The organism is Flavobacterium sp. (genome assembly GCF_031409475.1).
GTDB lineage: Bacteria > Bacteroidota > Bacteroidia > Flavobacteriales > Flavobacteriaceae > Flavobacterium.
The window spans coordinates 105,511-119,039 of the sequence record NZ_JANNXH010000043.1; the positions used below are offsets into that span (position 1 = coordinate 105,511).

Consider the following 13,529-nt stretch of genomic DNA (forward strand, 5'->3'; position numbering starts at 1 on the left):
TATGGATAAAAAGAAAGTATATTTATTTATTGACGAAAGCGGTGATGCTTCTTTTTATGCCAAAAAGAATAGATTACTGGTAGGAACTGATGGTTTTCAATCCTTGTTATTACTGGGATTAATAGTTTTAGAAGAAAAAAAAGAGATTCATAAAAAGGTCAATGATCTTCAGGAAGAGATAAAGAATGATTCTTTGTACAATTCCTTGAAATGTGTTTCCAATCCAAAAGGATGGTATTTTCACGCTCGAAACGATCAACCCGAAATTAGAACAAAGTTCATTGAATTAATACGGAAAACAGATGGTTTCAAATCTTATATAGTCATTGGCAGGAAACGATTAGATCTTTTTCATAAAAAACACAATAAATCTGAAAGCGAATTTTATTTTGATATGGTCTATCATTTATTAAAAGATAGACTAAACAATTCAACTGTTTTTTATCAAATATTATTATCTACACGAGCAGGTAATTCTGCCGAAAAACTCAAGGAAGCAATTGAAAAAGCAATTGAAAGAGATAATAAAAAAAGAAAACAGCCCATAACCATTCATTATGATTGCAGGACAATACCTAGTAATATTACGCCAGAATTGAGTATAATTGATTATTTAATGTGGTCTTTGCAACGGTATATTTTACTTAAAGACAGTCGTTTTTATAATTCTTTACTCAACAAGTTTAATTTAATTATTGATTTGTATGACTTTGAAAAATTTGGAAGTAAAAGCAGCAATTATTATCACCCAAAAAAGAATAAATTTGAGTTAGAAAAAGCTAGTGAATTCAGGATTGATGGATATATAAATAAAAAAAGCAATCTTTGATAAGCCGTACCAATACTGGTAACCTCTGCAAGTGCAGATTATGCTAAATCAAAATTGCTAGTGCAAAGATATGTAAATATTACTAAGTATTACCAAATATTACCAAATATTACCTGAGAATCCCACTAAATACCACTAAACATAACAAAATTATCGATGCCAAGCCGAAAGTTGAAAATTAGGATTTCTAATGAATTATTGATGGAGTTGGAGAAGATGCAGATTAATTTTAAGTTGAATTGATAAATTAAACCAATTTTAAAATAGTTAAATCTAATACAAGTTACTCTTTGTAAATCAATTGTTTCTATATCTTTGCATTACGAAAATAAATTTAAAAATATAAATATGGCATTAGCAATAACAGATGCTACTTTTGAAGAAGTAGTTTTAAAATCAGACAAACCAGTAATGGTAGATTTTTGGGCAGCATGGTGTGGACCTTGTAGAATGGTGGGGCCAATCATTGACCAAATCAGTGAGGAATACGCAGGAAAAGTAGTCGTAGGAAAAGTAGATGTTGACGCAAACCAAGAATTTGCCGCAAAATACGGTGTGAGAAATATTCCAACAGTTCTTGTTTTTCACAATGGAGAAGTAGTAGGAAAACAAGTGGGAGTAGCTCCTAAACAAACGTATGCAGATAGTTTAGACGCTTTGTTGTAATTAACAAAATGTCATTGCGAGGAACGACGCAATCTCAAAATAATTTATCAAGGTTTGGCGAAAGTCAAGCCTTTTTTATTTACAATCCATTAATTTTTTAATCATTCAATCTTTTAATACATTTGAAGTATGAAGATTGAATCCCAAATAGAGAAAATTTCCAGTTTCGAGCATCTAGAATTATTGGCCAACCAAATTGTGGAAGGTTTTATTTCGGGAATGCACAAAAGTCCTTTTCACGGTTTTTCGGCTGAATTTGCAGAGCATAAAGTCTATAATGTTGGCGAAAGCACCAAACATATCGATTGGAAATTATTTGCTAAAACCGATAGATTGTACACCAAAAAATTCGAAGAAGATACTAATTTGCGTTGCCACATCATTATCGATAATTCGTCGTCCATGCATTATCCAAAACTGGACGACACCGAAAAATTTTTCCAAAATAAGATAGGATTTTCCGTTTTGGCTTCAGCCGTGTTGATGAATCTTCTAAAAAAACAGCGCGATGCCATTGGGCTCAGTGTGTTTTCAAACACATACGAGTATTATGCGCCAGAGAAAGGGAGTGATCGTCATCATAGAATGATTTTGAATACTTTAGAGAATCTATTGGAAAAACCAAAAGCAACAAAAAGCACAGACACGATTAAATTTTTACATCAAATTGCCGAAAAAATTCACCGCCGTTCGATGATTGTTTTGTTTACAGATATGTTTCATCCCGACGCTTCGGGTGGGAATGAAGAAGCATTATTTATCGCTTTGCAACATTTAAAACACAACAAACACAAAGTGGTTTTATTTCACGTAATTGATAATAAAACAGAATTGCACTTTGATTTTGACAATGCTCCAAGAAAGTTTATAGACATCGAAACCGGTGATGAGGTAACTGTTTTTGCGGATAATGTAAAAATTGAATATGAAAAAGGAGTACATGCATACTTTAAAAACCTTGAATTAACCTGTGCACAAAACAAAATTAAGTATGTTCCCGTTGGGCTTTCTGATAGTTTTGAGAAAGTATTGACGACATATTTAGTTGAAAAACAAAAGTTTGGGTAATCTATTGAAATTTTATTAAATGTTTTTGTCAGAAACACTTGTAGAAACAAAATTCTATAGTATATTTGCAACCGCAATAAAGCAGAGGTTTGGTAGTTCAGTTGGTTAGAATACATGCCTGTCACGCATGGGGTCGCGGGTTCGAGTCCCGTCCAGACCGCTAATATTGGGAGAAGCGATTCAGAGATGAATCGCTTTTTTGCCCCAAAAAAGTCCCGAGATTTTGGGATAAAAATAGTTGTGTTGTTTTCGTCACGCCTTTGTAAAGCGTGGCACGGTTTAGTAGTTAGACCAATGAAAAGCTTTCCATTTATTCTGAATGAATTTCAGAATCTAGGGATGGCTTTTTTGATTTAATGCATTTGTGTTTTTAAAACAAACCCGATTTATTCTTCCAAACAATCCACAAAAACAATCCAAAATAAATCATACAAACCACAAATTTCATAAAACTACCAGCCAGAAATCCCAAAAAGGATCCAGTTGCAGCCTTAAAAGCTCGACCGTGATCTTTGTAATCATAAATAAGTTCTCCTACAAAAGCGCCTACAAAAGGACCAATAATAAATCCAAAAGGAATTGGAGCAAAAAATCCCAGAATCAAACCAATATTCGTCCCCCAAATACCATAAGAACTACCTCCAAATTTTTTTGTTCCCTTGGCAGGAATTGTATAGTCTAATATCGAAAGGACAATTGTAATCAATAAAGTAATTCCTAGTACCCAATAATTTATGGCAATTGCATTTGTAAAATAGAGCAAAAGCAACCCAACCCAACTTATACTTGGTCCAGGTAAAACAGGCATAAAACTTCCCAAAATGCCTAAAACCATAAGTGCAAAACCAATAATCAAAAGCAACGAATCCATAAAGTATTTTTTAGTATTTTTGAAAATTAAAGCAGTACTTTTAAACAAAATTAAAACAGCATTTGTTTCGTTAACGAATATGAGGAAAATAATTCTAATACTACTTTTTTTGTCACTATTTTTTAATTCCTGTCAGTACTTCGACAAGCAAGTGCCATCAGAAAAGGAATTGCTGCAAAAAGAATTGAAAGCCATCAATTGGAATGAAGTCGACGAATTCCCATCGGTTGTTGAATGCGAAAAAATAGAGAATAAAACCGAGCGTCAGCAATGCTTTTTCGAGTATATGACCCAGCTAATTCAACATAAATTGAGTGTCGATACCTTGTCTGTACTTTATCCAGAATTGGACACGATAGAAGTGAAAGTGACCGTTTATCCTAACTCAAGAATTATATTCGAGCCTCTATTTCCTAAAGATTCTGTAGCCTATGATACCGTGAAAATCGACAGTATTCTCAAAGCTCGTTTGGTTGGATTTCCAAAAATAAACCCTGCAATTAAAAGAGGAATTCCTGTAAAAACCCAGTTTATTCTCCCAGTTATTCTCAAAGTAGAGTAGCTTATTTGTCATCCTGAGCGCAGTCGAAGGAAGGAGCTTCCTGCCAGCCGGCAGGCAGGTTTCCAGCTGTTCACTATATCTTTTGTGGCGAACACCGCCACAAAAGGATGCCGTTTCCACCTGCCTGTCGGCAGACAGGTCTGGGCTAGGAATTTAGGTAAGGATTAGTATTGTTCAAAAATCTGAAATCTAAAATCTCCTTCCCTTCCATTCATATTCTCCAAACATGGAATACAAAGCCACACTTACGCTAAAAAACGGGTATACTAAACTACTCAAAACCAAATAACGGATTTTATTTTTAGTCAAAAAACGATTCGTTTTGTAAATTAAAACAACATCAACAACAAACTTAAAGAGAAATAGCAAAATGATATTTTGAAATGAAATTAAACCCAAAAACCAACAGCCAACAGCCAACAGCCAAGCTAAATTTCCTCCAAAAACGAACAACGCCAATCCTTTGCCAAAACTACTCTGATACGAACCAGTTTTTGATGCCCAACGCACTCTTTGATAAAACAACGATTTCCAATTATTCAAAGGTTTTGTGGTAACTATATTATATTTAGATTTTAAATAATACACTTTCTTGGGGAATTGAGCCATCGCTTTTTGGAACAAAAAAACATCATCGCCACTTGCAATTCCGTCATTTCCTTCAAAACCATTTAAGTCTTGGAAAAATAATTTGGTGTAAGCAAAATTGGCTCCATTGCACATAAAACCTTTGTTCATACCAAAACTTCCTATCGTTGCGCCTTGTAAACTCGCCAAATCCAACTGCTGAAAATGATGCAAAAAAGAATTCTCGCCATCATAAGTAACCGCTCCGGAAATCATTGAAACCTCATGGTTTTGAATGTAATTATCCAATGTCAACAACCAGTTTTTATTGACCACACAATCCGCATCAGTCGTGATAATCCAATCATTTTTCACGATTTGTATTGCCGTTGTAATCGCATCTTTCTTTGGTGAATTTGAAACCCGAATATTCTTTATTATTTGAACACTGAACACTAATTTAGACTGAATACTGAACACTTTTTTTGAATCATCATCAACCAAAATAACTTCAAACAAATCACTCGGATAATTTAAGTTAGAAAAACTGTCTAAAAGCTTTGGTAAATTTTCAGCTTCGTTCCGAAAAGGTACTACAATCGAGAATTTTGTTTTTGGTTTTATGCCTATGAATTCATAGTCATTTACTTTGACAAAGCCACGAATCAAAACACCAATCGCCAAGCAATACAAAAGCATGATTAGGTATAAAACATAAATCATATCGAGGTTTTGGTTTTAAAATTCAACACATAATAACTCCCGATTAGTACAGGCAAAACTACATTTAGAAACCACATTAATGTCGAAATAAAAACAACAATCCATTCGTTTACACCCAGAATTCCGAAGAAATAAACCGCCACACTTCCTTTGACTGCAAAGTCTAAAAACTGAAAAGTAGGCAATGATGAAGCTAGAAAATAGACCGTAGCAATAGTAGCAATCATTATTAAATAAGGCAAATGAACATCAAAAGCCAGAAATAAAAAATAATATTGATGCGAAAAAACAAGATAGCGGCAAATGCCCAAAAAGATATTTTTTTGATGAATCGCCTCTGGAATTCCGTTAATTTTATGAATCAGTTTTTCTATAGAATACCCTTTGATTTTTAAATTTCTGATGAAAAAAGAAAAAAGAAAAAAGAAAAAAAATATTCCTAAAATACCCAAAGCCCACAACCCATAACCTAAAAACCACAACCCGATTGTTCCAAAAACAATGGTCAAAATCATTTGGATTCCGTTGCAAATGAGGTTTAAAAAAATGATTTTTTTAGTTTCTTTTTTGCTGTAAAAAACAGCTTTCCCTGCATATTCACCTAGTCCGTTTGGAGTAAAAAGTCCAGCAGTAAGTGCGCCAAGAACTTGTTTAGTGGCTTCGGGCAAAGAAATTTTTAGAAAATAAGAAACTAAATTCTGCCATTTCAAAATTTCAAAAAACCGATTCAAAATACTCAATAACAAGATAAAAGTAACTCCTAGAAAAGATTGATTTTTGTGAAACAACACAAGGAATTTTTGCCAATCGAGCTGGTCATTATTGGCTAATTGATTGTAAATAAAATAAAATGCACCGCCTACAATTAAAACTTTGATTAGAAGTACAAGGAATTGTTTAGCTTTGTGAGAAATTGAAATCATTGTTGCAAAGTAAATGAAAACTCTCCATAATCCTGCAAGGTTTTCAAAACCTTGTAGGTATAATTTAATAAATAAACTTTGTGACTTCGTGTCTTTGTGGCAAAATAATTATGGCAAACGAACGCATCATATTAGGAATAGATCCAGGAACCACTATTATGGGTTTTGGATTGATAAAAGTAGTGGGTAAAAACATGCAATTTATACAACTCAACGAACTGCTATTGTCTAAATACGACAACCATTATCAAAAACTGAAAATCATTTTCGAACGCACCATAGAATTAATTGATACGCATCATCCTGACGAAATAGCGATTGAAGCGCCTTTTTTTGGTAAAAACGTACAATCGATGCTGAAACTCGGAAGAGCTCAAGGCGTGGCAATGGCAGCGGGACTTTCGAGAGACATTCCCATCACAGAATACGAGCCCAAAAAAATAAAAATGGCCATTACAGGAAACGGAAACGCCAGCAAAGAACAAGTGGCCAAAATGCTCCAACAACTTCTAGGACTAAAAGAATTACCAAAAAATCTCGATTCTACAGATGGCTTAGCTGCTGCGGTTTGTCATTTTTTTAACTCCGGAAAAGTGATTGGAACGAAAAGTTATACCGGCTGGGATGCTTTTGTGAAACAGAATGAGGAACGAGTAAAAAAGTAATCAGTGTTCAGTTGTGTTAGGCATAAAATAGTATTCAGTTTTAGAGTAAAAAGTGTTAGTGTTAATTTCAATTAAAGTTATATGAGATTTCAAGATTTACTGGCTTATAAGAAATCATTTTCATTAGCGATGAGAATTTTTGAAATTACAAAAACCTTTCCCAAAGAAGAAACCTATTCATTGACAGATCAAATAAGGCGTTCTTCAAGAAGCGTGCCTGTTACAATAGCAGAATCGTATAGAAAAAGAATTTATCCAAAACATTTTCATAGTAAATTAACCGACTCAGATGGCGAAAACTCAGAAACTCTAGTTTGGTTAGATTTTGCATTTGCATGTAAATATATCTCCCAGACAATTCATCAAGAACTTACTTCGGAAAGTTTAGAAATAGGTAAACTTATTAATTATATGATATTAAATCCAGAGAAATTTGGAGTAAAGAAGGAGTAATCAGTTTTCAGTATTTGAGTATTTCGTTATTCACTGATCGCTAAAAAACTGAACACCAACCAATTCTTAAGACTGACCACTTAAAATCTGAATACTGAACACTAATTTATGAGCGGAATCTACATCCATATCCCTTTTTGCAAGCAAGCTTGTCACTATTGCGACTTTCATTTTTCGATTTCGATGAAGAAGAAGGACGAAATGGTTTTGGCTTTGGCCAAAGAAATTGAAATGCGTAAAACAGAGCTTAAAGATGAAGTTGTAGAAACCATTTATTTTGGCGGAGGAACACCGAGCAGATTGCAAATTGCAGATTTAAGATTGCAGATTGATTCGATTTATAAAAATTATCAGGTTGCTCAAAACCCAGAAATCACGCTCGAAGCCAATCCTGATGACTTATCGGAAGATTATTTGATAGAACTTTCTAAAATTGGGATTAATCGTCTAAGCATTGGAATTCAGTCTTTTTTTGAAGACGATTTACAGCTGATGAATCGCGCTCATAATTCGGCTGAAGCCAAAAAATGTTTGGAAATCGCCACACAATATTTCGACAATATTTCCCTCGATTTAATTTACGGAATTCCTGACTCGAGCCAGAATGGCGAACAGGCGAAGCAAATGAGCAACCAGAAATGGATACAGAATATCGAAACAGCTTTGTCTTTTGGTATTCCGCATATTTCGAGTTATGCTTTGACAGTCGAGCCTAAAACCGCTTTGAATAAACTCATTCAAACGGGTAAAATAGCCAAACCAGACGATGATTTAGCGCAAGAACATTTTCAGATTTTGGTCGAAACACTAGAAAAAAATAGGTTTATTCATTATGAGTTGTCAAATTTTGGGAAAGAGAATTACTTTTCTAAGAACAATTCAGCCTATTGGTTGGGAAAAAAATACATAGGAATTGGACCTTCGGCACACAGTTATGACGGAATTTCTAGGAGTTGGAATGTTTCGAATAATGCAATGTATTTAAAAGCTTTGGAAGAAAATAAATTACCAAGCGAAATGGAGATTTTATCCAAAACCGACCGTTACAATGAATATATAATGACCGGTTTGCGAACTATTTGGGGAGTTTCTTTGGATAGAATTACAACCGGATTTGGAATAGAATATTTAAACTATTTGCAAAACCAAGCGCAGAAATTCCTTAATGATGACTTACTTTTCATTGAAAATAATGTTTTAAAAACGACCCGAAAAGGAAAGTTTTTGACGGATGGAATTGCATCAGATTTATTTTATTTAAATTTGGAATAACTTAACCGCAAAGAGCGCAAAGAAAACACTAAGCACATAAAGCATAGTGAACTTAGTGCCTTCTTGGTGAACTTAGTGTTTAAAAAAATGAAAGCAACAATAAAAAACTTCCAAATCGACCTATCAAAACCCATTGATATTTCGATTCCGTTAACTAATACAGACCAAAACCCAATTGCTTGGTATCTCGAAAAGCCAGTAATCAAACCCGTTGTTTTTGGCGATTGGATTGGCAAAGTTTCCGAAGGAACATCTTCGACAAATTTCAATACTATCTTTTTCAATCCTCACGGACACGGCACACACACCGAATGTTTGGGACATATTACTAGAGAATTTTACAGCATCAATCAGTGTTTAAAACAGTTTTTCTTCATGGCAGAATTAGTTTCTATTGAACCTGAAAAGCAAGGAGATGATTTAGTAATTACCAAAAATCAGGTTGAAAAAACTTTAAACGGAAAAACTCCCGAAGCAATAATAATTAGAACTTTGCCCAATTTAGAAAGTAAAAAAGCCTTAAAATATTCCAATACAAATCCGCCTTATTTGTCTGAAGATGCGGCAATATTTATTCGTGAAATGGGAATTCAACATTTACTAATTGATTTGCCAAGTGTAGACAAAGAACGCGATGAAGGCAAACTTTTGGCACACAAAGCGTTTTGGAATGTTACAGATAGTAATAATTTGAATATTGATGCGAGGCTAAATTGCACGATTACCGAAATGATTTTTGTCCCAAATAAAGTAAACGATGGTAGTTATTTATTAAATATTCAAATTGCTTCGTTCGAAAACGATGCCAGTCCGAGTAAACCGATTCTTTATGAATTAAGATTTTCGAATTTAGATAAACGATTGTAGATTCCTAAACTTCAAAAATCAAAAAGAACTATTCTCAAATTAAAAATCATCATGAACATACAACAACTTTATGAATTTTGCCTTTCAAAAAAAGGAGTTACGGAGCATTTTCCGTTCGATGAAGACACATTGGTGTTTAAAGTTGGAGGCAAAATGTTTTGTCTTACATCATTAAAAGAATGGGAAAAAGGGACACCTTCATTAAATTTAAAGTGTGAACCAGATCGTTCTCAAGAACTTCGAGCAGAATATGAGGCAATAAAACCCGGATATCACATGAGCAAAGTGCATTGGAACACCATTGATTTTAAAAGTGATGTTTCTAATAAAATGATGTGTGAACTCATTACGATGTCTTATGATTTGGTATTCAAAAGTTTAACAAAAAAATCACAAAATGAAATTATCGATTTAGAGAATTAGGTATTACTTTTGCATAGAATTTTGAAAAAACAAAAATGAAAGATCAAATAAAAAAATTCCTAAACGAAGAACAAGACCCAAAAGCTATCGAAAAAATCACTTCAAAACTGAATGATTTGCTGATGAAAAACGAAGAAATAGGATATATCGCAGTTCAAAAAAAACCAGCAATTACTGTTTTTCCTGACAGTATTGTGATGACTAATAAACGAATTATCATCTGTAAACCAAAGAATCTCGGGCTTTCGATGGATTTTATCGATTTTACTTGGGACGAAATTGTAGGCACGTTTGTAAAAGAAAATATTTTGGGCTCTGAGTTTTCGTTTTCTACCAAAACAGATATTCAGGTTTCTATTGATTATATTCCGAAAACACAAGCCAGAAAAATATTTACGTATGCTAAAGAGCAATTGGATATTCTAAAAAATGGCATTTTAGAAAATGTTCCCCCACCTTTTGAAACAATCGAAGAAGTTGAAACTGAAGAAGTAATCGATTTTGCTGAAATTATGCCTGCAATTTCAAATTATTCTGAACCAGAAACAATTGATTCTAATGTAATTGAAGAAAATAAATCAAGTGAATTATCTCAAGACGAACTTTTTGCAAAATTGCAAAACTATAAGAAACTACTCGATAACGGATTGATTTTGCAAGGCGAATACGATGCTTTCAAAAAAGAGATTTTGAGTTTGATGTAAAATTAAATAACAAACCCGACAGGTTTCTTAAACCTGTCGGGTTGAATTTTATAGTGTCGCTTTTTGTTTTTCTACAAAATTATTAGATTGTAATTCCAGCAAATTTGTTGCATTTTTCCGTTGCAAATTATATAAATTTTTATCTTCGGCAATATCGCTGTAAACCTTGTCGTGCATAGCTGCGCTGGTTTTTACGAGTAATTCTCGCTGGTATTTGTCTTGCTCAATAGTTGCTTTCAACGCCGTTTCTATGTCTTCTAATTTAAAATCGTACTCGCCTTTTGGAGACAAAAGTTTAGCGATAATTGGCGAAGTTTCGATGGCAAGAAATAATAACATTATAAACAAAGAAGGAATCAAAGGCAATTTGTTCAGCGCATTTATTCGTGCCATTAAGCCATCAAAGCCATCAATTATAGGTTGTGTTTGGGTTACTTTTTTGTCTAAATCAGCTTGTAGCGTTTGGGTATTTTTATCGTTGATTGCCATTTTTGCCAAGTTGGTTTTCCGAAGCGAATCCAATTCGGTTGAAGCCAAATTATGTTTGGCTATTTTTTCTTTAAAAACGGGACCTTTTCCTAATTTCATTGTGCCTTTTGTGCCTTCGGCTTCTGTAATGTAGGTTTCGTATAAGGTATTTACGTCTTTTTCCTTTTGGATGATTTCGGATTTCAAGTTGTCGTTTTCGGTTTTGTTTTTATCCAAATCGGTTTTGAAATAATTGGCTACTTCTTTTTTGTTATTCAAAGCCATGTCATTTTTTTCTTTCAATAAAACGGTATTGATTTCCTTTTCGAAAATTTTAATTTCTAAAGGTTTCGAAATCACGATAGCTATAATTATCGCTAAAATTATTCTTGGGCTTGCTTGCAATAATTCACTCGAAAATTGCTCTCTTTTTCGAATAGTTGAAACGATAAATCGATCGAGGTTAAAAATCAATAATCCCCAAATTAGACCAAAAGCCATAGCAATATAAGGATTGTCAAAAACAGTAAATAGCGCATAGCTGCTCGCGATAAAAGCCATTACAGCCGTGAAGAAAACAGTGGCGCCAATACCTACATATTTGGTTTGTTCGCCTTCGGAGCAGTTTTCGATTAAGTCTTTGTCCGCTCCTGAACAAAGGATAAAAAATTGTTTTAACATGATGATTGATTTTTTGAATGATGATTACAAATTTAACGCCAAAAAACAAAAAATGGTATAAATTGCTGATATGTTTTCTGTTGAAGTATTTTTATATAAAAAAAAGAGTCCCCATTGCGGCGGGAACTCTCTGGGGTTTTTGAATTAAAATTAACTTAAACTACTGGTGCTCCAGCCATAATTTCGGGATTGGCAAATTCTTCAAATTTCGCAAAATTAGCTTTGAACTTTTGACCGAGTTCTATTGCTTTTTTATCATATAATTCAGGATTTTCCCAAGTATTTCTCGGGTTTAATATTTCGCTAGGGACATTTGGACATGATTGTGGTTTTGCAATTCCAAACACCGTATGATTTACATATTCTACATTGTCTAATTCTCCGTTTAATGCAGCAGTAATCATGGCGCGCGTGTATTTTAGTTTCATTCGGCTTCCTGTTCCATAAGCTCCGCCGGTCCAACCGGTATTGATTAGCCAAACCTTTACATTGGCATCTTTCATTTTTTTGCTCAACATTTCGGCATATTTAGTAGGATGTAATGGCATAAATGGCGCACCAAAACAAGCCGAAAAATTTGGCTGAGGTTCAGTTACACCAGCTTCTGTGCCAGCTACTTTTGCGGTGTAACCCGAAATAAAATGATAGGCAGCTTGCCCTGGTGTTAGTTTTGAAATTGGGGGTAAAATTCCAAAAGAATCTGCGGTTAAGAAAAATATGTTTTTAGGATTTTCTCCAATTGAACCCGGTTGAATGTTATCGATATGATAAATAGGATAACTCACACGTGTGTTTGGTGTGATGGAAACGTCTGAATAATCAGCTTGGTTAGTTCCTTTTTTGAAAACTACATTTTCTAGAATTGCCCCTTTTTTTATGGCTCTAAAAATATCGGGTTCGTTTTCTTCGGTTAGATTGACCACTTTTGCATAACAACCACCTTCAAAATTGAAAACGGTATTTTCATTGGTCCAACCGTGTTCGTCATCGCCTATTAGTTTGCGTGTTGGATCTGCTGACAAAGTGGTTTTTCCTGTTCCTGATAATCCAAAGAATATCGCAGTGTCGCCATCATCACCGACATTTGCACTACAATGCATGGGTAAGGTATTTTTAAAAACGGGTAAAATAAAATTTAAAGCAGAGAAAATTCCTTTTTTCATCTCGCCAGTATACCCAGTTCCACCTATAAGTGCAATTTTTCTGGTAAAATTTAAGATTGCAAAATTACCTTGACGCGTTCCGTCAACCGCTGGATTTGCTAAAAAGCTAGGCACACAAATTACGGTCCATTCAGGAGTGAAATTTTCTAGTTCTTCTATTTCTGGTCTCAAAAACATATTGAAGCAAAATAAATTTGCCCAAGCCGTTTCGGTTACAACACGAACATTCAATCTGTAATTTGGATCAGCACAAACATAAGTGTCTCTTACAAAAATTTCTTTTTCAGATAGATATGCTGTAACTTTAGTATACAAAGCATCAAAAGTTGCTGGTTCAAAAGGGATATTCACATTTCCCCACCAAACTTTATCCTGAGTAATGCTGTCTTTTACAATAAATCGGTCTTGAGGAGAACGACCTGTAAATTCTCCTGTATTTATCGCTAATGCTCCAGTTGAAGACTCAATTCCTTGACCAGATTGGATAGTTTTTTCATGTAATTCGTCAGCGGATAATTGGTAATGAATTGTTGCGTTTTCTATTCCTAAATTTTTTAACGAAATCGATTGCGTGAGCAGGATGTTATTGTCCATAAATTTATTAGTTGTGTAGTTTATTTTATA

Annotated in this window: 15 protein-coding genes and 1 tRNA gene; 11 read left to right on the forward strand and 5 right to left on the reverse strand. The window is 34.0% G+C overall.

What is annotated here, in order from left to right; translation table 11 throughout:
- Nucleotide 1: 1 nt before the first annotated feature.
- From RMO53_RS08245 to RMO53_RS08260, 4 genes are all read left to right on the forward strand, one after another.
- Complete coding sequence (locus tag RMO53_RS08245; RefSeq protein ID WP_310379566.1) at nt 2–829, forward strand: hypothetical protein; 828 nt, start codon at nt 2–4, stop codon at nt 827–829.
- Nucleotides 830–1,144: 315 nt separating this feature from the next.
- Nucleotides 1,145–1,495, forward strand: a complete 351-nt coding sequence (trxA, locus tag RMO53_RS08250; protein WP_310379567.1) for a thioredoxin — start codon at nt 1,145–1,147, stop codon at nt 1,493–1,495.
- Nucleotides 1,496–1,624: 129 nt separating this feature from the next.
- Nucleotides 1,625–2,563, forward strand: coding sequence for a DUF58 domain-containing protein (locus tag RMO53_RS08255; RefSeq protein ID WP_310379568.1), 939 nt, complete (start codon nt 1,625–1,627; stop codon nt 2,561–2,563).
- An 86-nt stretch (nt 2,564–2,649) separates the two neighbouring features.
- Nucleotides 2,650–2,723: transfer RNA gene (locus tag RMO53_RS08260), tRNA-Asp, on the forward strand.
- 210 nt (nt 2,724–2,933) lie between these two features.
- On the opposite strand, the gene RMO53_RS08265 is transcribed toward RMO53_RS08260, so the two are convergent.
- The gene (locus RMO53_RS08265) at nt 2,934–3,434 is read right to left on the reverse strand and encodes a DUF456 domain-containing protein (protein ID WP_310379570.1); all 501 of its coding nucleotides are present in this window, start codon (nt 3,432–3,434) and stop codon (nt 2,934–2,936) included.
- Nucleotides 3,435–3,513: 79 nt separating this feature from the next.
- Between RMO53_RS08265 and RMO53_RS08270 the strand changes: the two genes are divergently transcribed.
- Nucleotides 3,514–3,996, forward strand: a complete 483-nt coding sequence (locus tag RMO53_RS08270) for a hypothetical protein (protein ID WP_310379571.1) — start codon at nt 3,514–3,516, stop codon at nt 3,994–3,996.
- 189 nt (nt 3,997–4,185) lie between these two features.
- Here RMO53_RS08270 and RMO53_RS08275 read toward each other — a convergent pair whose 3' ends face one another.
- Together RMO53_RS08275 and RMO53_RS08280 are read right to left on the reverse strand one after the other, a co-directional pair.
- Nucleotides 4,186–5,286 carry a glycosyltransferase gene (locus RMO53_RS08275; RefSeq protein WP_310379573.1) on the reverse strand — a complete coding sequence of 367 codons (1,101 nt, stop codon included), beginning with the start codon at nt 5,284–5,286 and terminating at the stop codon, nt 4,186–4,188.
- Nucleotides 5,283–6,209: a hypothetical protein gene (locus tag RMO53_RS08280; RefSeq protein ID WP_310379574.1), complete on the reverse strand. Its 927-nt coding sequence runs from the start codon at nt 6,207–6,209 to the stop codon at nt 5,283–5,285. Before RMO53_RS08280 ends, RMO53_RS08275 begins: the two co-directional genes overlap by 4 nt.
- Before the next feature lie 110 nt (nt 6,210–6,319).
- Between RMO53_RS08280 and ruvC the strand changes: the two genes are divergently transcribed.
- The 6 genes from ruvC (at nt 6,320) to RMO53_RS08310 (ending at nt 10,593) form a co-directional block, all read left to right on the forward strand.
- On the forward strand, nt 6,320–6,874 hold the full coding sequence (gene ruvC, locus RMO53_RS08285) for a crossover junction endodeoxyribonuclease RuvC (RefSeq protein ID WP_310379576.1): 555 nt from the start codon (nt 6,320–6,322) through the stop codon (nt 6,872–6,874).
- A gap of 81 nt (nt 6,875–6,955) precedes the next feature.
- Nucleotides 6,956–7,327, forward strand: a complete 372-nt coding sequence (locus RMO53_RS08290) for a four helix bundle protein (protein WP_310379578.1) — start codon at nt 6,956–6,958, stop codon at nt 7,325–7,327.
- A gap of 108 nt (nt 7,328–7,435) precedes the next feature.
- The gene (gene hemW / locus RMO53_RS08295) at nt 7,436–8,599 is read left to right on the forward strand and encodes a radical SAM family heme chaperone HemW (RefSeq protein WP_310379580.1); all 1,164 of its coding nucleotides are present in this window, start codon (nt 7,436–7,438) and stop codon (nt 8,597–8,599) included.
- An 87-nt stretch (nt 8,600–8,686) separates the two neighbouring features.
- A complete protein-coding gene (locus RMO53_RS08300) occupies nt 8,687–9,466 on the forward strand; it encodes a cyclase family protein (RefSeq protein WP_310379582.1) in 780 nt (259 codons plus the stop codon).
- A 51-nt stretch (nt 9,467–9,517) separates the two neighbouring features.
- Nucleotides 9,518–9,889: an MmcQ/YjbR family DNA-binding protein gene (locus tag RMO53_RS08305; RefSeq protein ID WP_310379584.1), complete on the forward strand. Its 372-nt coding sequence runs from the start codon at nt 9,518–9,520 to the stop codon at nt 9,887–9,889.
- A 35-nt stretch (nt 9,890–9,924) separates the two neighbouring features.
- Nucleotides 9,925–10,593 (forward strand): PH domain-containing protein, encoded by a 669-nt coding sequence (locus RMO53_RS08310; RefSeq protein ID WP_310379586.1) that lies wholly within the window; start codon nt 9,925–9,927, stop codon nt 10,591–10,593.
- Nucleotides 10,594–10,641: 48 nt separating this feature from the next.
- Here RMO53_RS08310 and RMO53_RS08315 read toward each other — a convergent pair whose 3' ends face one another.
- Together RMO53_RS08315 and pckA are read right to left on the reverse strand one after the other, a co-directional pair.
- Complete coding sequence (locus tag RMO53_RS08315; protein ID WP_310379588.1) at nt 10,642–11,742, reverse strand: DUF4407 domain-containing protein; 1,101 nt, start codon at nt 11,740–11,742, stop codon at nt 10,642–10,644.
- Nucleotides 11,743–11,897: 155 nt separating this feature from the next.
- Entirely contained in the window at nt 11,898–13,499 is a 1,602-nt protein-coding gene (gene pckA, locus RMO53_RS08320) for a phosphoenolpyruvate carboxykinase (ATP) (protein ID WP_310379590.1), read from the reverse strand.
- Between the last annotated feature and the right edge of the window lie 30 nt (nt 13,500–13,529).

Excerpts from the sequence above, each read along its gene's own strand:
- RMO53_RS08245 (WP_310379566.1), top strand. The coding sequence starts at position 2 with ATGGATAAAAAGAAAGTATATTTATTTATTGACGAAAGCGGTGATGCT.
- RMO53_RS08270 (WP_310379571.1), top strand. The coding sequence starts at position 3,514 with ATGAGGAAAATAATTCTAATACTACTTTTTTTGTCACTATTTTTTAAT.
- RMO53_RS08275 (WP_310379573.1), bottom strand. The coding sequence starts at position 5,286 with ATGATTTATGTTTTATACCTAATCATGCTTTTGTATTGCTTGGCGATT.
- RMO53_RS08300 (WP_310379582.1), top strand. The coding sequence starts at position 8,687 with ATGAAAGCAACAATAAAAAACTTCCAAATCGACCTATCAAAACCCATT.
- ruvC (WP_310379576.1), top strand. The coding sequence starts at position 6,320 with ATGGCAAACGAACGCATCATATTAGGAATAGATCCAGGAACCACTATT.
- RMO53_RS08310 (WP_310379586.1), top strand. The coding sequence starts at position 9,925 with ATGAAAGATCAAATAAAAAAATTCCTAAACGAAGAACAAGACCCAAAA.
- pckA (WP_310379590.1), bottom strand. The coding sequence starts at position 13,499 with ATGGACAATAACATCCTGCTCACGCAATCGATTTCGTTAAAAAATTTA.
- RMO53_RS08305 (WP_310379584.1), top strand. The coding sequence starts at position 9,518 with ATGAACATACAACAACTTTATGAATTTTGCCTTTCAAAAAAAGGAGTT.
- RMO53_RS08265 (WP_310379570.1), bottom strand. The coding sequence starts at position 3,434 with ATGGATTCGTTGCTTTTGATTATTGGTTTTGCACTTATGGTTTTAGGC.
- RMO53_RS08255 (WP_310379568.1), top strand. The coding sequence starts at position 1,625 with ATGAAGATTGAATCCCAAATAGAGAAAATTTCCAGTTTCGAGCATCTA.
- hemW (WP_310379580.1), top strand. The coding sequence starts at position 7,436 with ATGAGCGGAATCTACATCCATATCCCTTTTTGCAAGCAAGCTTGTCAC.
- RMO53_RS08315 (WP_310379588.1), bottom strand. The coding sequence starts at position 11,742 with ATGTTAAAACAATTTTTTATCCTTTGTTCAGGAGCGGACAAAGACTTA.
- RMO53_RS08280 (WP_310379574.1), bottom strand. The coding sequence starts at position 6,209 with ATGATTTCAATTTCTCACAAAGCTAAACAATTCCTTGTACTTCTAATC.
- RMO53_RS08290 (WP_310379578.1), top strand. The coding sequence starts at position 6,956 with ATGAGATTTCAAGATTTACTGGCTTATAAGAAATCATTTTCATTAGCG.